The sequence below is a fragment of the Dyadobacter linearis genome, assembly GCF_907165045.1.
GTDB classification, from domain to species: domain Bacteria; phylum Bacteroidota; class Bacteroidia; order Cytophagales; family Spirosomataceae; genus Dyadobacter; species Dyadobacter linearis.
Genome location: NZ_CAJRAU010000001.1, coordinates 45,327 through 61,219, shown reverse-complemented (window position 1 = coordinate 61,219; position 15,893 = coordinate 45,327). Strand labels below are relative to the sequence as shown.

Genomic DNA, 15,893 nt, shown 5'->3' with positions numbered 1-15,893 from the left:
GCATCAGGGAGGCTTTTCAGCTTGCCGCGCGGGCTTCCAGTTGAATAGGTTCGATGATCGTTTCGCGGACCTCGTCACCTACCATCGGGCCGTCGGCGGCTAGCTCGCTGCCTTCTTTTTTAGACTTGAAAATAGGCCACAGGAACTGTGCGTACCATTCTTCTTCCTTATAGTGCTTGATCCCGAAAGACGCAGGATACTTCCTGGTAATAATGCCCGTCCCGAATATCAAATCCCACACAAAGAACATATTACCGAAATTGCCTTTGTAATAACCGACGCCATCGTCGGTCGTATCGGCATGGTGGGCCTGGTGCGTGGCAGGGGTGGATATCAGCCTTTCCAATACCCAGCCGATCGGATTAAGCCATTTGATCGTATAAAATGGTTTGTCCCAGGGAATGCTCGAATGCGCGCCCGTCACGATCAGCGACTTGATCACTTTTACAAAAAGGGCCGCATAACCCAACCCTACAAACGTCAGTGCGGCAGTCAGGTATGTTTGTGAAAAGAATATGGTGTAAATGATATTCTGGCGGCTCGCCATCGCCATTCCCATGTAAGGCGCGCTATGGTGGGTACGGTGAAAACGCCACAACCAGGGTAGCTGGTGGTGAATACGGTGGTACCAGTATTGGGTCAGATCGTCAGCTACTGCGATGATTACAAACGCCCACCAGAACGGTACCCAGGTGAATATACCTTTTCCTTCGGGCAGGATCTGCGGCAAAAGTTGTAAGCTATAATAGGTCACAACCGGCCTCACCACGATTTTGGGGACGATAAAGCAGATAATATCCAGTGTACTTTCGTTTTTAGTCCATTTATTTTCATACATACCGGCAAGGAATTCAACCACGCCGATCACAAGTACGATTACAGGTAAGCCCCAGGAGCTGAGGTTCTTGAAAACATCTTCCAGAAAACCGGGTACCTTAAATGGCAATGCGCTGCTGCCTGCCCACGGCTTGTAGCCCGTGAAGTAGAAGGCGGCGAACATCAGAACAATGGGGGCCAGGTAGAGCAACACACTGATACCGGCGTCACGCGCAATTTTTTGCGTAATTTCCTTATCTGCTTTCATGTCGTAACGATTTATTGTAAAGGATGTAGTGCTAACTGAGCAGCGTATACGCAAGCCAGATTCCGCCTGCGATGAGCAGGAAAGGCACGATCGTCAGGAGTATGCCAACAGCAATTTTCCTGACCAAAAGGAATATGTCAGCCTGTGTCATGGACGCTGAAATTTGAATATGGATTATAAAGGATATCCGGAAATATCCCGCGGCAGCACGATCGTAGGGTGGAAAATTCCCAACCACCGAAAACCTTCTCCCGACGGTCAGCCGCCAATCGGGATATTTCCGGACATGATATTAAGACGAGATTGAGTCGGAGCTCTTACAACAACTGCTGTTAAGCAAGCAGTCTGTTAAGTATACCACCTTGCGGGCCTGCGTTTCCAGGCACGGATTAAGTAAAATAATCGCTTTCATTGGCGAATGTTCTGGCTGTGTTAAATGGCTTTCGGGTGGTTCAATCGCCATAGTCTATTAAACTGATAGACAAAGTAAATTTATAGTTTCGGAATAAACAAATGCTATCCGGATATTTTTGTAAAAAAGATTTTACTGTGTTTGAAGCATGCGAAATCCGTGCTGTTATATCTGGATTATCCGTTGAATAAATTTAAAATTACCGTTTCCGGACAATTGCTAATTTCAAGGTAATAATCAGATTTTCAGTGTATTTGTATTTTACATTCACCTGTTTTACACCATTATTATGAAAAAGCTCAACTGCTCCGCAATTTTCCTTTCACTTGTTTATGGTCTGCTCGTGATGGCGCTTTCCTGTACCGATCACGAGGTGCCAGTCGAGAATTTACCTGAGTCGAAATGTAAGGCTACCGACGGGTCGGACAGACTTTATCCCTGTGAATTTGTAATAGAAAAAATAACCCTGCTCGGTGCCGGCGGTACGGAACTTGGTTCGGTAACAGGTTCGATGCAATCGGCCGTGGTTTCCCGATTTGCTGCGAAAGCTAATAGCAACAATGGTTACGTAGTGGGATCTCCCGGCTACGCGACATTTGATTTCAGGATCACTTTGAAACGCGTAGCTACGCCTTCATTTCCTGTGAATGCAGGATACCTGATCGGGTTTACGCATAATTCTGCGGGTAAAGCGATCCTGCACACGCCCGCTTTCGCAGGGGATACTTATGGAGAAAGAACGAAGCTGGGCGCGCCGGTTGCACTGGATATGGCGGTAGGCGAGACGCGCGATGTGATTGTGGAGCTTGGAATTCCTTACACGCTCGTCAATGCAGGACCGAGTGGGGTAGTGCCTGAAATGCTCTTTTCCTACACTTCCTTTTTTGTCGACAACGATGTTACTACTCTGAAATTCAACCGCTTAACGATACCTTATTTTTATGTAGGAAGTGTTACGGAAGCTTTTTACGAAAAGTTGCAGATCAGGGTTACGAACTAAGAATTGTCACCTTACTAAATCAAAAAGCCCTTTTTCACAACGAAAAAGGGCTTTTTGTATATAATCAATTGTTCTCGACGTGCTTTTTGAAGTTGTCCAGAATCGCCTGCCAGCCGTCGCGCTGCATTTCCACCGGATTACTTTGCTCGGCATCAAAAACTTCGATTACTGTGGTATTTCCGCCGTGATCCTCGAAAGTTATCTGCACGGATCTTCCGTCGGCCATATCATATGCAATCGCTTTTTCAGCAACAATATTGGAATAAATACCTCCGAAATCGAAGCTAAAACTGCCGTCTTTCGCCGCCATCGTGGTAGTGAATTTGCCGCCTGGTCGCAGGTCGTTTTCTGCAAATGGCGCGTGCCAATCTTCCGACGCGGCGCACCATTGGGTAATATGTTCGGGTGCATTAAATTGTTCCCAAACCTTTGCGACGGGCGCATTAACTGTTGTTGCTACGGTGATTTTTTGAGCTGACGCTTCCATTTTTCTGCTTTGTTTTTGGTGAATTAGTATGTTACAAAGTTGGCAGATGTGGACGAATTAAACCGGTGCTGATCATGACAAACGTGCGGGTAAATTGCGTCACTTAGCGAATAGGATGTTCAAAAAATATCATTTAACCGTTCGGTTTAGCGTTTTTGAGGTCGTCGTTATTGATCTTCCTGCTTTTGCCGCCGCCCAGCATATTGCCAAACTCCCAGTTGAGCGACAGGCGGACGGAGCGTTGCAGATATTGGTTTCTGAATGTAGAAGTAAAATCAGCTGAACGTACCACTTCCTGCTGCGAAATATAGCTGCTGAAAGGGCTTACAGTAGTCAACGTGATCGATAGCTTCTTTGACGGAATCTCTTTTTTTGCCGAAAAACTATAATAGAACCACTCGCTCTGGTAACCTTGCAATGTCACTTCCCTGGCGTCGTAATCGCCGTAAAACTGCACACTATAATTATTGGCGAGCTTCCAGCTGCTGTTCACATTCACGCCCCATGCCATTCCATTATTGCTAATATTCAATGCGCCGCTCGAAAACCGCGCGTGCCGGACATTCGCATTGCTATTGATCTTCCAGCCTGGTAATAAGGGTATTGCGGTTGAAAAATTGATGCCGTATTGTTCATTCGAAGCCAGGTTTTGCTTGGTGGTCGTAGCCGCGCCGGCGTTATCTATGGTCACAATGCTTTCGATTGAATTGTTGGTACGGCGCGCGAATAGCGATGTATTGAAAAAGAACTCGGCGTCGGTTTGCAATGCATAAGTAAACTCCACCTGGTTCACTTCTTCGGGGCGGAGGTCGGGGTTACCTATGAAAATGTTCTGTGGGTCCTGGCTGTCACGGTTCGGGTTCAGGTCCCAGATCGACGGGCGCGAAATGCGTTTGGTGTAACTCAATGTCAGGTTATTGTTTGGATTAAGCCTTTTAAAAATAGTCGCGCTCGGCACGAAATTCCAGAATGTATTCGTAAAATTCGTCCCCAGCCTGATCTGGTTTCCTTCCAGAAAAGTGCCTTCCACACGCGCGCCGACATGTATTGCCCAGCCGCTGCTCCATTTGAATTTGAGCTGGGTATAGGCGGCGGTCACGTCCTGGCGGTAGTCGAAAATATCGGAGCGTTCACTGATCGGTTCGAGTAATTCGGGTTGATATCCGCTGCTGGCCGCCACGTCGTAAATACTGCTCACATTCCGCAGAATAGCCTTTGCACCCAGTTCCAAAGCATGTTTGGATGAATAGGACAAAGGCATAATATAGTCCGTCTGGAAGGTCCATTCGCGGTTTTTGGTGCGGTTGTAGTTTCTTTCCCGGTAGGTCAGTAATTCTTCGTCTCGCCGGAATGCATTGTAGTTATAATCTTCGCTCGCACTGTTATGCTGCGCCATGATATACAGTTCCTCGCCCGGTTTCCGGAATTTTCTGGTATAACCCAGATTGAGATCAATGCCGCGGTTCGGCGCTTTCGTGGTTACGCTTTGGGTATATTTGTTGAGTAAAGTTCCGTTTACATTAAAGCTCTGATTGAATTGTTCGCTGTTCTGCGGCCAGCTCCCCAGCCAGCCATTTACAGAAAAATTGAAAATACTGGCGGAATCCGGTGTGTATTCAAGCTGAAAATCCCCCGAACTGTGCGGCTTCGCATTGTCTTTGACCACATTTTGCAAAATCCTGCCCGAAGCTGCGCCATTATCATAGGTAACGCGGTCGAGATCTGCTATTTCACGTTCGCGGAAACGGTGCAAATGCAGTGTGGAAGTGATATTCCATTTATCGCGGTTAACGGCAATGCGCAGGTTGATAGCCTGTTCCAGATTCCCACCCACGATCTCAATCGTGCCGCTGGTGCTTTGGTTTCCCTTTTTTGTAATGATATTAATAACCCCGGCAGCCCCTTCCGCGTCGTAGCGGGCAGACGGACTGGTGATCACTTCAACAGATTTAATAGAGCCGGCAGGCATCATATTCAATGCATCTCCCGGGCTCCGCGCCATTTGTCCAGAATATTTTCCATTAATAAGAATACGCAGGTTCGAATTCCCGCGCATCGTCACTTTTCCCGAAGCATCCACATTCAGGATTGGCGCTTTGCGAAGCACATCCGCAGCCGTTCCGCCCTGGTTACTGATATCTTTTTCAGCATTGTAAATGAGCATACCCGGTTGCTGTTCAACCAGTTGCCGTGAGCCAGTAACAGTTACTGCGTTCAACTGATTTACTTCCGAACTCAGTAAAATTGTACCGAATTCGAAGCCTGGTGTATTGGGTTTAATGGTAAAAGGAATCACTTTCTGGCGGTAGCCGACAAAGGATAAGTTGAGGAAAAAAGATCCGGTAGTAATGTCGCTTGATTTAAATACCCCGCTTTCGTCGGTGTAAGTCAGTGCGATCACTTTTTTCTCATTGTCCAAAATACTGATGGTGGCAAACTCTATCGCTTTTCGGGAAGTTGAATCAGTCACAATTCCGCTTACCTGGAATGGGGCAGGAGTTTGAGACAGCGAGACGTTGGAAATGAAGAGCAAGTTGATGAAGAACAGCAGCTTATGCAGCTGTCGCGGGTACTGGTATTTCATGTAAAATAAAATTGGCGGCGGGTAAAAATACAGATTATTTCAGGCGGGTTTGAGATTTGCGAAACGTTTTGCCCTGGTTTTTGCAGGTTTGCGTTTCCCCCACCAAATGTAAAAGCCGGTGATCGGCAGGCTCGCGCAAATGAGACTTGCAAGGAAGAAAAGGATCTTGGTCGGCATTCCTCCGATCGCCCCCACATGCAGCGCATAGTTTGTCCGCCGGAGCCAGTCGGCCCATTTCAGGTCATCAATATGCACCTGGGTAGAGGGTAGTTCAGCCAATGTATTCTGGTCCAAATACACGTAGCGCCATGATCCGTTGTACATATCCACGCAAAGGTCGATCGGGTCGGAAGGTTTTTCAGGAAAAGAAATGATGATCGCGTCTTTATTATAAGTACCGATCTCCGTAATACCTTTCTGAAAGGCTAGATCAACATTGTTAAAACCGGCATTCTGGTAAATGCGGGTCGTATCCGAGAATGAAGTTACGTATGCAGGCTGCGTCTTTCCGCCGGAATTTAGCCAGTAAAATCCCTCATTAAACCACCTGAAACCCATAACCAGACCGGTTATCGCGAGAATAAGCGCTATACTAAGCGAATAGAAGCCGAGTACATTGTGCAGATCATAATTCACCCGCTTGAACTTCGCTTTCCATTTGACTTTGAAGCTTTTATCGCGCCCCGATCTGTTCCATTTTTTTGGCCACCACAATACCATTCCGGTGATCAGCAAAATAAAAAATACGAGCGTCGCATAGGAAACGATCGCCTGGCCAACTTCTCCCTCGATCCACAGACCCACGTGTCCGTCGAGGATAAAGTGAAAAAAATCTTCGGGGTCGGCGATTCCTGTCACTGCCGCAGTATAGGGATTAACGAATATGACAGAATCCGAATGCATATTCATTTTCGCGGCTTTTCCATGTCCATAGTACCATATACCATGGATTTCTTTACCCGGGAATCGTTTGGAGACGCGTTCGTGAATTACCGACGGAGGGAGGTAAGCTGCATTGTCCGGCCGCTCGGCGTGCGTCCAGGGCTGGGTAAGTGATTTCAATTCCTGCTCGAAAACAAGAATGCAGCCCGTAACAGCCACGATCAAAACGACAATCCCGGAAGCCAGCCCCAGCCACAGGTGCAGCCAGGCATTTATTTTTTTAAGCATTTGATTAATATTAGTGTTCACATTGCGCGAACAAGTATCGGCTTCGACTTCGCTCAGCTTGACATAGGAATGCGCTCACCACAAACTGTCACGCTGAGCGCAGCCGAAGCGTGACCGCCACACCGAATTGTCACGCTGAGCGCAGCCGAAGCGTGACCGCCACACCAAACTGTCCCGCTGAGCGCAGCCGAAGCGTGACATTATTTAACTTTTTCCAAACGAAGGATATAGTCGATTCCGCCCACGAATTCCGCACCTGGTTTTAATGCTTCTGTCGCCGGATCGTATTCCCAGATATAGTCTTTATCTGCTGCATTTACAGCTATATAGGCTTTACCATCTTCCACGATCACCGCTTTCACCATCCGCTCGCCTTTGTCGGCGGGCAGGTCAAGCTTTTTGATAAATGCACCATTTCTAATGTCAATCACAGAAAAAGAGTGCTCGGCATCAATATTGATACCTTTTACCCTGGTCCGCACAATCGCCTTTCCGTTGCCGAGGTACCACATCGCAGGTCCCATTCCGTTCTCTACTTTGGAAGAGAAATCGAAGTAATAGGTATTATCCAGTTGCGTAGTGCCCTTTTTTATCCGGTAAATGGAGGATGGGGATTTGTAATCGTAGTTGTAAACCGGGTCACTGATAAAGTAGATATCTCCGTTTTCATCTTGAAAAGAAGCCGGTGCGTACACAACCGGACCACCGGGTGTAGTGGTGCGGGTATCGGAAATAATGCTTTCCGTATTCATGCCCGGGTAATTCACAACAGCAACACCAAACTTTTGATAAACAGGCATATTAGCGCTGTATGTAGAAGTTGTAAAACTAAATCCGATGAAAAGTTTGCTGTCACGAAATTCTGCAAATCCGATCGCATATTCATCAAATCCTTTCGGATAAGCTTCCAGGTTAAGCTTGCCGGTGGTCAAAGTCATATCAGCCACTTTCACGATCGCATAACGCGCTTCACCTTCGGCCGTTCCGAAAATCACGAGCGTCTGGTCATCGGCCCAAACGTACGAGCTCCAATTGAGGAACGTAAAAGGCACTTCCTTATCGACGATCAACGCGCCGTTTTGCACGTGGTATTTGCCAAAACGTCCGCTGCCGAAGTTGGCGTGGTAGTAAAATCCGTCTTTCTGGATCACATCCTGGGCGTACACTTTGCCCGTCATTTCCGCTCCGCTGCCCTTCAAACTGATTTGTCCTTCTTTTAAGGAAGGTACGTCAGCAATATAATACGCCGTATTCGGCCAGCTGCCCACGCACACAACTGCCGAGTATTTTCCGTCTTCAACCGGCTTGGAAGACTCGCTCAGTTCGTCGCTGCAACCATTTAAAACCAATGCCAGCGCACTGATAGCCAGCACTTTGAATGGGAGGTTATTCATTATTTTCATTTGATGTATATGTTATAAAAATGGATAATTGTGTTTCGGGTTATTTGATGAAATATCTGAGTTTCAGGGAAAAAGCGCGTCCCGGTTTCTGTAACCTGAAATTGTCGTACGCCAGATCGTCCGTCAGGTTTCGGCATTCGGCGGAGATATTATACCTGCCATTTTGCAGGGAATAATTTAAAGATGCGTTGTGGATCAGCTGGTTAGGAATAGTGGATTTGCCATTTACATTACCAAAAGCTTCCCAGGTAAGGTAAAACCAATGCACATACTGGGTGTACCAGGAAAATTGCAGCCGGGTATCTTTCCCAAACACATTACTCTTTCCGATCGCCAGGTTTGCATTCCCGAAAAGCCAGGGCTGGTTGGGGATTTTGTTCAGATAAGTCGCCTCGTAATTGTTACTTGACGTATTGCCAAACTTGGTGGTATTCACTGCATTCTGATAAGTAGCATTGATATTGAAGGAAAGTAGATCGCCGTAATCGTATCTTAACTCCCCCTCAAAACCTGTCACCCGGACACTCGCCTTATTCTCGTTTTTCAATGCTTTGGAACGCTGGTCGGGCACCGGATAAATGAAGTCGACTGCATTCCTGTAAAATCCAGAAGCCTCCACAAAGAACCGGTGCTTATTGAATCGAACTCCGTAATAACCACCCAGATTGACGTTGTCGCTGCTTTCCGGTTTCAGATCGGGGTTAGGCTGGACATTCAAACCATCCCCAAAAACCTCTTCAACCTCCTGCAAACGGTACGCATGTTCAAGCGAAATTTTAATACCCAGGTCCGGCAGGATCTTGTAGCGCGACGCAACCCCGTAACCGTAATTCCTGAAAGTGCTGTCTACTACCTGGTACGACTGATCGATATATTTCTTCCTTTCCAATCCCAGTCCATAGTATTTGGCAAAAAATGTATTCACCCATTTTTTGTCGAGCAGCTCCTGTTGATAAGCGACACCAATGATCTGCTTGTTCATAATCCCGGGCATATCGTCACTATCGCTGATCAGTTCGTTGTAACTCTCGTTTTTGAGGCGATCGGCCGTATAGTTGATATTGAAAGAATGGCGCTCGTTCAGCGTATAGCTCAGGTTGGCCCGGGCGAAAGTTCTCGGTCGTATTATGTGCCCGATTGTCTTGACTCCGCCCATTTCAGTAGCGCCTTTCGTAGTCCACGAACCGTCCCAGTAATATTGCCGGAGCAAGGTGTCGGTAGTTACATAAGCATCGCGCGACTGCGAAGCGAACAGGCTCAGATCCAGTCCTTTGATAAACAAATTTGCCTTTTTGTAACGCAAAGTTCCGGTAAATGCCTTACTGTCCCGGGTCACATTTCCGTATACAATCGTTTGCTCAAATCCGGTTTGCAGATCCTGTTTTCCTGCTGTGTAACCAAAACCTACATAGAGTACGTCCGCCCAACTTTTATTGGTAATACCCGCTTCCAGCTGTCCCATCGACGAGCGGTACTGATCGTGGAAACGGCGCGTGTCGGTCATTACAAAGTTTGCTCCTGAAAGGTCGGTGATCTGGTCGCCGTTTCGCTTGCCGCCTTCGAGAATCTCGACGCCCTTCATTTTGTAATTGTTGTCGGAATAATTGAAAAAGCCCGTTGCTTTCAGCGTAATGCCCGTCGGCTTGTGCACATATTGGCCGGTCAACGCGGAACGGTGGGTGTTAAACGACCCGTAGCTGTGGCTGAGATCGAGATAGTTGGTCTGCTTCTGGCTGGTGATCACATTCACCGCGCCGCCCATCGCATCGGAACCCAGCTGAACCGGTACTACTCCTTTATACACCTCAATGCGCTCAGCAAGGTTGACGGGGATATTGTTGAGTGACATGGCGCTACCGAGAATTTCCATCGGCACGCCGTCAATAAAGTACTTGACAGCTTTTCCTGAAAGTCCGTTGATCGAGAAAACAAAATTGGAACCCAGCCCGCCTTGTTCGCGTATCCGCACGCCGGTACTCCGGTTCAATACCTGGTTTAAGTCGGCCGTGGTATTTGCAAATTGTTTGGTTTCAATCGCATTTACAGAAAATGCCAGCTCTTTGATCTCCTGGGTTTGCGTTTTGCCCACCACCTGGACTTCATTCAAATCCGTCTGACTTTCCAGCATTGTAAAATCGAGGGTGACATGTTTGCCGCTTTTTACAGAAACCGTTTGGGAAATAGTACTGAATCCAACGCCGGTGACCTCAATTGTATAATTCCCAGGTTTGACGTCGGTTAGTTTGTATAAACCGTCGGCGTCAGTAGTAGTCCCGTGGGATGTTTTTTTAAGTAAAACTGAAACTCCCGGAAGCGTCGAACGGTCTTGCGACGTGATTTTGCCTGAAATGGAAGAAGTTTGCGCATTTACCAGGAGCGGCAAAGTGCAGAGGATCATCGAAATCCCGCAACGGAATAATTTGCTGACACGCATTTTGAAATAGAAGAAAAGCTGGTTTTTCGGGCGGAGGGTTAATGTCCATTTATACCGCCTGATAACCAGTAGCGCAATTCGCAGTTTCCCGAAGGTGTTTGATGAAAATTTTTTGGATTTTCGCAGAGATCAAAACACATACTATCCATGCATTTAGCAAAGCCGGGCCGCTTTATCGATCCCTTTACGGATTTTGGTTTCAAAAGGATTTTCGGATCGGAGCCTAACAAGGATTTGCTCATCGATTTTCTAAATCAGCTTTTCGCAGGCGAGAAGTACATTATTGACCTGACTTACGACAAGACTGAACAGAACGGTCCGCTATCGGCAGACAGAAAAGTAATCTTTGATCTGCTTTGTACAGGCGCCGACGGAGAGCAGTTTATCATTGAAATGCAGCGGATCCGGCAGGAATTTTTCAAGGACCGCTGCTTGTATTATGTCGCATCGCTGATCAGGGATCAGGTACCGATTAGTACGAAAAGTTGGAATTACCGCCTGAAACCTGTGTATCTGATCGGCATCATGGATTTCTGTTTTGATGAAACAGATCGTCATTTTATTTCCAAGGTGATGCTAAAAGATGATAAGGGAAAAGCGTTTTACGACAAGCTCACTTTTATCTACGTTGAAATCCCAAAGTTTAAGAAACGCGAGGAAGAGCTGAATTCTGAACTTGACAACTGGCTGTTTTTATTGAAACACATGAATAATATTGATAAATTACCATTGTTTTTGAGAAGACCTATTTTTAAAAAACTGTTTGATATAGCAGAAGTCAGCAACTTAAACAAGCAAGATAAAATGGCATACGACGCAAGTGTGAAGCAAGCAAGAGATTTGTACGCAACGAAAGAAACTGCCTGGAACGATGGAGTTATGGCTAGCAAGCGGGAAACCGCCAAAAAAATGAAGGAAAAAGGTCTTTCTGACGAACTGATCATGGAGGTTACCGGCTTGTCCGAAAGCCAACTTGCGATGCTTTAATTAGTTGAGCCGCTCAATTCGCAGAATATAGTCCGTCTGGCCGAGAAGTTGCAATCCTTTTTTGAGGCCGTGATTTTCGGGATTATAGATCCAGATATAGTTTCCTGCAGAATCTGAATTCACAGCAATATAGGCGATCCCATTCTCTACAATCACACATTGCCTGGCTGTGCCTTTATCCAACGGAAGATTAAGGCGGGTCGTGGTTTGCGTTTCAAGATCAACTTCGTAAAAATCAAAATGGGGCACTTTGTAGTGATCACCCATTCCTGTAAAAAGTGCTTTCCGCTCTGTCCGTACAATTGCTTTTCCTTTCCCAAGATACCAGAAACCATATCCGTTATTTTGAATAGGAGAAGCAGAAATATTGAAAAAGTAATCCGGGTCAATGCTGCCGTCCGACTTCCTGATCCGCATGATCGCAGTGGGCTTCGCGGGATTATTGCCCAAAGCAATGCCCGGGCAGGTGATAAAGTAGAAATCGCCATTTTCATCCGTAAAAAAATGTGATTGCCGCGTATTGACCCCGCCGGGATACGTGGTACGGTGGTCTTTATAGTTCTTTAAATTTTTCAGTGCAGGATAGCTCAGCGTCGCCACGTACATCGTGTCACTTGTGGTATAGCCCAACAGATCGTGGGCGGCATGATAGGTGTAGCCGACCAGCAGTTGCCCATTCATGAAATGCGAAAAGCCGACCGATGTCCAGTTAAAACCTCCCGAAGGAGCGGGCAAGGGAAGTTTACCTTGTACCGCGGTCATATTGTCGAGATGAATTTTGGCATATTTCACCTCTGCACTTTTATCATCGTAGCCGATGATCAGGAGCGAATCGGGCGTGATCCAGTTATAGTTATCGATCGCCGAAAAGCCTTCGAGTTTTAATCTGGATTTGGTAGTAAACTTCTTATTTTCAATACCAATCTTTAAGAATTCCTGCGTTTTTGCATCCAGCCGGTAGTAGTATCCCTTATGTACGATGAGTTCGTAAAAAATTCGCTGAGGATCTACCTTTACACCTGATTTCTCCGGTTCGAGGCGCCCGCCGGACAGCGAGTCGGCAGTCATCAAAAATTCCTGACCATCCTCCGCCATTGTGTAGATACTGTATTTCTTTTGCAAAGTGTCGCTTTGTCCCGATTCTCTTTCAGCGCATCCAACTGTAAAAGCAATCATCGCTGATAGCAGATACCAGAAAATTTGCCGGGGATTTTTGATCATTAATGAAGTAGATTTCAAATGTCAAACTGGTGCATAAGCTGCCTTTTCATGAGCGGCGGCAGCCCCATTAATGATTTTTCTTCGAGTACCAGCAGTTCTGTATTCTGACCTGGCCCGGCGTAATTGAGGGCAATATAGTTCAGTCCTTTTTTGAGCTTCATCTTGCCGCTTTGTTCCTTTTGGTCGGGACAGGTGCCCTGGATGGTATATTCAACATCCATTTTCGGGTTGATCATCATGGCACCGCAAAAATCAATCCGCTCGGTATTGCTGTCAATTTCAATGTTGCTTTTCGGTGCGAGGGATACGTGAAAGTTGCCCGCTTGTAAATCTTTATTGATTGAAGTGGACTCGTTGTTAATGACGATAATTTCAGCTGTAACCTGCTTATTATTAATGCTGTAAAGTAATACGCCAGTTATTCCCAGTAAAACAACCGCTGCGGCCTGACGCCAGAAGCTGTGAAAGAATATGTGCTGATAACTCTTTTTTTCAGGATAAACATCTGCTATTTCTTCCCACATTTCAGCGCGAAGTGCCCGTTTCTCTTTCCCCTCCGGCAGCAGAAATACCTCGTCGGAATCGTCGCTCAGGAGCCACTCTTCAACAGCCAATTGTTCCTCCTGCGTACACAGGCCCGCGTGATATCGCTCGATAAGTTCTTTACTGACCCGCATGTAGGAGCTGACTTTATTACGCATTTTACTTTTGGTAAAAGTAGCACAATTTAACTTTTACCGTAAGGCAGGCGGTGAAAACTAAGGGAGGTATTCTGTGAGATTTGCTTTCAGTGTGGAAAGAGCCCGGGTAATGTGGTACTCGACAGCCCTTTCGGAAATAAGCAGGCGCGAGGCAATTTCGCGATTAGTCAATCCTTCTTCCCGGCTCATTCTGAATACATTGCGGCATTGGCAGGGAAGTGTATCTACCAGGCATTCCACCTGCGATTTCAGGTTATTATAAAGTACCTCGTTTTCGGTGCAATTGGTAGAGTGGCAGTAATTCTGAAAAGCAGATTCTATGTGTTCGGCGCGGGACCTGGTATTTCTTAAATATTCAAAAACCTTTAATTTGGCAGCCCTGAGCAAGTATCTTTCAACTGAAACCGTGATTTCAAGCTCGTCTTTCCGTTCCCACAAGGATTTAAAAATGTCCTGGACCATTCCCTTGGCAGGCTCCGATTCGCGGATGTTGTTGTAGCAAACAGCAAAAACTTTCTCCCAATGCAGCAGATAAATCTGTCGGAAAGTCACCTCATCGATGCGCATTGGAATACTATCTGCTAAATCCTGATTCATTCGCAAGGAGCTTCATGGAAAGCTGCAAATATAGTCTGTTATTTAAAACAAGTCCAAATAAAATCGCAGTTTGTCGATCAGGGCAGCGCCTCTTTGTTCATTCAAAAATAGGGCAGGATCTCATTTGCAATAACAGTATGCCCCGCCTCGTTCGGGTGGTTCACCGACGACATTACTTCTTTCAATTTACCATCCTTTACTATTTTTTGAAATTTAATATATGGGTCTGCAAATCCTGTTTTGTATTGAACCGCCAGCTCTTTGATCTGCGCTGCATAGGGGTCGAGTGGATTTTTATGATCCGAAATATCGATTCGCTGGTCGGGGGAAGGGGTGACCAGTATCACCTTAATGTTCCGTTCCTGCGCTGCCCGGATCATCTTTTCCAATGCTTCCTTGGTTTTTTCAAGAGGCGAAAAGCGGTCATTTAGTGCGTAATCGATGAAAAGTACGTCGGGTTGATGCACCAGCACTTCATTCTCAAAACGCGCCGCGCCTTTCAACGAATTTTCTCCGCCAATCGCAGTCACGATCACATTGATCACCGCGTAAGGGTATTTCGCTTTCAACGCTTTCAAAATCAGATTTGGGTAAGATTCCAGGGTTCGCACTTCGGGGGTTTCCCAATAGCCCGCTGGAACAGAATGCCCGTGAAAAACCAGATTAACGCGCCGGTTCTTCGGCCACGCTGTATTTAGCTCCTTTTTAACCTCGGCCAGATAACTGGTATCAGCAACCTGCGCCGAGGTGGTTAGTGAGAGTTGAACTAGTGAAAAAGTAAGAGCTAGTAATGCTGTTTTCATGAGGTTCAGGAGTTCGTTTTTTGTAAAAGGGCGGCGGTGATGTTTGTTAATGTTGGTTGGTAAAAATTCTCCCCCTGCCCCCTCAATTCCCCCAACCCCCTCAAGGGGGCTATTTGTTCTGAACTCCTTGAGGGGGCCAGGGGGAGATACTCAAAAATGGCTGAAAACAGGGATGGTTTGCTTTTTCCGTTTGGCTGAAATTTGCAAGACCAGAAAATCACCTCTGCCGGTGGAATTGCTGGTGCGTTTTAAGCTACACTAAAAACATCAAAAACATGAGAAAGCCATTATTGCTAGTGATCGCGTTTTTATTGTCCGCCAACTTCGCTGCGAATGCGCAAGGCAGTTCTTTTTTTATTGGAGGAACGGGCGGAGCTAACTTGTCAATGTATTCATACACATCCGATTACGCAGATCTTTGGACGAGTTCGAAGCCTAAGCCAGGGTTGAACGGCGGCGTTGTTTTTGGAGTGGAAATGAATAAGATGGCGATCGTTTCGGGTGTCAACTTTATCCAGAAAGGTACCAAGTCGGAGACTGACAATTACAGGATTGAGGGCGACTATGTGGGCTTCGTGAAGCGGCGAGAGAACACTTCTTTCATCCACGTACCCATTCTTTTCAGGTACCGTTTTCTGAGTGAAAAATTCGGATTAACCGCCTCCGCCGGACCTTCCTTGAATATAGGACTAGCCGGAAATCAGCGGCTGGAACTGGAAGTAGCGGGCGTGGGGTCCCGGAGCGAGTCTTCGACAGTGCGTTTCGGGAGCGGGATCAATGATACGTATCGCCGCTTTCAGCCGGGATTCATCCTGAGTCCCGGAATGCTGGTGCCAATGGGTGAAAAGGGCAAGCTGGCAGTGAATATCATCTGGGATCTGGGATTCAATGCGCTCAACAACAGGAGCAGTACGGCGATCGGTGCCGATGGAAAAGTCGGCAATGTGTCTACGATCCTGAGCGTAAGCTATACACACCACTTCAATTTCGGAGACAAGTATTAACCGCTA

At 46.6% G+C, this 15,893-nt stretch carries 14 protein-coding genes; 4 read left to right on the top strand and 10 right to left on the bottom strand.

The features are described 5' to 3' along the window. Positions 1–16 precede the first annotated feature (16 nt). Positions 17–1,084 carry a sterol desaturase family protein gene (locus KOD92_RS00265; RefSeq protein ID WP_215231523.1) on the bottom strand — a complete coding sequence of 356 codons (1,068 nt, stop codon included), beginning with the start codon at positions 1,082–1,084 and terminating at the stop codon, positions 17–19. A gap of 169 nt (positions 1,085–1,253) precedes the next feature. Here KOD92_RS00265 and KOD92_RS00260 point away from each other — a divergent pair, with 169 nt between their 5' ends. Together KOD92_RS00260 and KOD92_RS00255 are read left to right on the top strand one after the other, a co-directional pair. Next, positions 1,254–1,391, top strand: coding sequence for a hypothetical protein (locus KOD92_RS00260; protein ID WP_215231522.1), 138 nt, complete (start codon positions 1,254–1,256; stop codon positions 1,389–1,391). Between the two features lie 394 nt (positions 1,392–1,785). Beyond that, the gene (locus KOD92_RS00255; RefSeq protein WP_215231521.1) at positions 1,786–2,496 is read left to right on the top strand and encodes a hypothetical protein; all 711 of its coding nucleotides are present in this window, start codon (positions 1,786–1,788) and stop codon (positions 2,494–2,496) included. A 64-nt stretch (positions 2,497–2,560) separates the two neighbouring features. Here KOD92_RS00255 and KOD92_RS00250 read toward each other — a convergent pair whose 3' ends face one another. The 5 genes from KOD92_RS00250 to KOD92_RS00230 all read right to left on the bottom strand — a co-directional run bounded on the left by KOD92_RS00250 (position 2,561) and on the right by KOD92_RS00230 (position 10,574). Next, positions 2,561–2,983 (bottom strand): SRPBCC family protein, encoded by a 423-nt coding sequence (locus KOD92_RS00250; RefSeq protein WP_215231520.1) that lies wholly within the window; start codon positions 2,981–2,983, stop codon positions 2,561–2,563. A gap of 133 nt (positions 2,984–3,116) precedes the next feature. Continuing rightward, entirely contained in the window at positions 3,117–5,567 is a 2,451-nt protein-coding gene (locus KOD92_RS00245; RefSeq protein ID WP_215231519.1) for an outer membrane beta-barrel family protein, read from the bottom strand. 39 nt (positions 5,568–5,606) lie between these two features. Next, entirely contained in the window at positions 5,607–6,737 is a 1,131-nt protein-coding gene (locus KOD92_RS00240) for a PepSY-associated TM helix domain-containing protein (protein ID WP_215231518.1), read from the bottom strand. A gap of 200 nt (positions 6,738–6,937) precedes the next feature. After that, positions 6,938–8,140, bottom strand: coding sequence for a DUF4374 domain-containing protein (locus tag KOD92_RS00235; protein ID WP_229254461.1), 1,203 nt, complete (start codon positions 8,138–8,140; stop codon positions 6,938–6,940). 40 nt (positions 8,141–8,180) lie between these two features. Then, complete coding sequence (locus tag KOD92_RS00230; RefSeq protein ID WP_215231517.1) at positions 8,181–10,574, bottom strand: TonB-dependent receptor; 2,394 nt, start codon at positions 10,572–10,574, stop codon at positions 8,181–8,183. A gap of 147 nt (positions 10,575–10,721) precedes the next feature. Here KOD92_RS00230 and KOD92_RS00225 point away from each other — a divergent pair, with 147 nt between their 5' ends. Continuing rightward, positions 10,722–11,561 (top strand): Rpn family recombination-promoting nuclease/putative transposase, encoded by an 840-nt coding sequence (locus tag KOD92_RS00225; RefSeq protein ID WP_215231516.1) that lies wholly within the window; start codon positions 10,722–10,724, stop codon positions 11,559–11,561. On the opposite strand, the gene KOD92_RS00220 is transcribed toward KOD92_RS00225, so the two are convergent. The 4 genes from KOD92_RS00220 to KOD92_RS00205 form a co-directional block, all read right to left on the bottom strand. Next, entirely contained in the window at positions 11,562–12,782 is a 1,221-nt protein-coding gene (locus KOD92_RS00220; RefSeq protein WP_215231515.1) for a DUF4374 domain-containing protein, read from the bottom strand. A 14-nt stretch (positions 12,783–12,796) separates the two neighbouring features. Beyond that, a complete protein-coding gene (locus tag KOD92_RS00215) occupies positions 12,797–13,483 on the bottom strand; it encodes a hypothetical protein (protein ID WP_215231514.1) in 687 nt (228 codons plus the stop codon). A 57-nt stretch (positions 13,484–13,540) separates the two neighbouring features. After that, positions 13,541–14,080, bottom strand: coding sequence for an RNA polymerase sigma-70 factor (locus tag KOD92_RS00210; protein ID WP_215231513.1), 540 nt, complete (start codon positions 14,078–14,080; stop codon positions 13,541–13,543). Between the two features lie 101 nt (positions 14,081–14,181). Continuing rightward, a complete protein-coding gene (locus tag KOD92_RS00205) occupies positions 14,182–14,883 on the bottom strand; it encodes an SGNH/GDSL hydrolase family protein (RefSeq protein ID WP_215231512.1) in 702 nt (233 codons plus the stop codon). Positions 14,884–15,158: 275 nt separating this feature from the next. Here KOD92_RS00205 and KOD92_RS00200 point away from each other — a divergent pair, with 275 nt between their 5' ends. Next, complete coding sequence (locus tag KOD92_RS00200) at positions 15,159–15,887, top strand: porin family protein (protein ID WP_215231511.1); 729 nt, start codon at positions 15,159–15,161, stop codon at positions 15,885–15,887. Positions 15,888–15,893 lie beyond the last annotated feature (6 nt).

Coding starts and splice junctions, on each gene's coding strand:
- KOD92_RS00260 (WP_215231522.1), top strand. CDS start 1,254: ATGGATTATAAAGGATATCCGGAAATATCCCGCGGCAGCACGATCGTA.
- KOD92_RS00250 (WP_215231520.1), bottom strand. CDS start 2,983: ATGGAAGCGTCAGCTCAAAAAATCACCGTAGCAACAACAGTTAATGCG.
- KOD92_RS00215 (WP_215231514.1), bottom strand. CDS start 13,483: ATGCGTAATAAAGTCAGCTCCTACATGCGGGTCAGTAAAGAACTTATC.
- KOD92_RS00200 (WP_215231511.1), top strand. CDS start 15,159: ATGAGAAAGCCATTATTGCTAGTGATCGCGTTTTTATTGTCCGCCAAC.
- KOD92_RS00220 (WP_215231515.1), bottom strand. CDS start 12,782: ATGATCAAAAATCCCCGGCAAATTTTCTGGTATCTGCTATCAGCGATG.
- KOD92_RS00210 (WP_215231513.1), bottom strand. CDS start 14,080: ATGAATCAGGATTTAGCAGATAGTATTCCAATGCGCATCGATGAGGTG.
- KOD92_RS00225 (WP_215231516.1), top strand. CDS start 10,722: ATGCATTTAGCAAAGCCGGGCCGCTTTATCGATCCCTTTACGGATTTT.
- KOD92_RS00245 (WP_215231519.1), bottom strand. CDS start 5,567: ATGAAATACCAGTACCCGCGACAGCTGCATAAGCTGCTGTTCTTCATC.
- KOD92_RS00255 (WP_215231521.1), top strand. CDS start 1,786: ATGAAAAAGCTCAACTGCTCCGCAATTTTCCTTTCACTTGTTTATGGT.
- KOD92_RS00230 (WP_215231517.1), bottom strand. CDS start 10,574: ATGCGTGTCAGCAAATTATTCCGTTGCGGGATTTCGATGATCCTCTGC.
- KOD92_RS00265 (WP_215231523.1), bottom strand. CDS start 1,084: ATGAAAGCAGATAAGGAAATTACGCAAAAAATTGCGCGTGACGCCGGT.
- KOD92_RS00240 (WP_215231518.1), bottom strand. CDS start 6,737: ATGCTTAAAAAAATAAATGCCTGGCTGCACCTGTGGCTGGGGCTGGCT.
- KOD92_RS00235 (WP_229254461.1), bottom strand. CDS start 8,140: ATGAAAATAATGAATAACCTCCCATTCAAAGTGCTGGCTATCAGTGCG.
- KOD92_RS00205 (WP_215231512.1), bottom strand. CDS start 14,883: ATGAAAACAGCATTACTAGCTCTTACTTTTTCACTAGTTCAACTCTCA.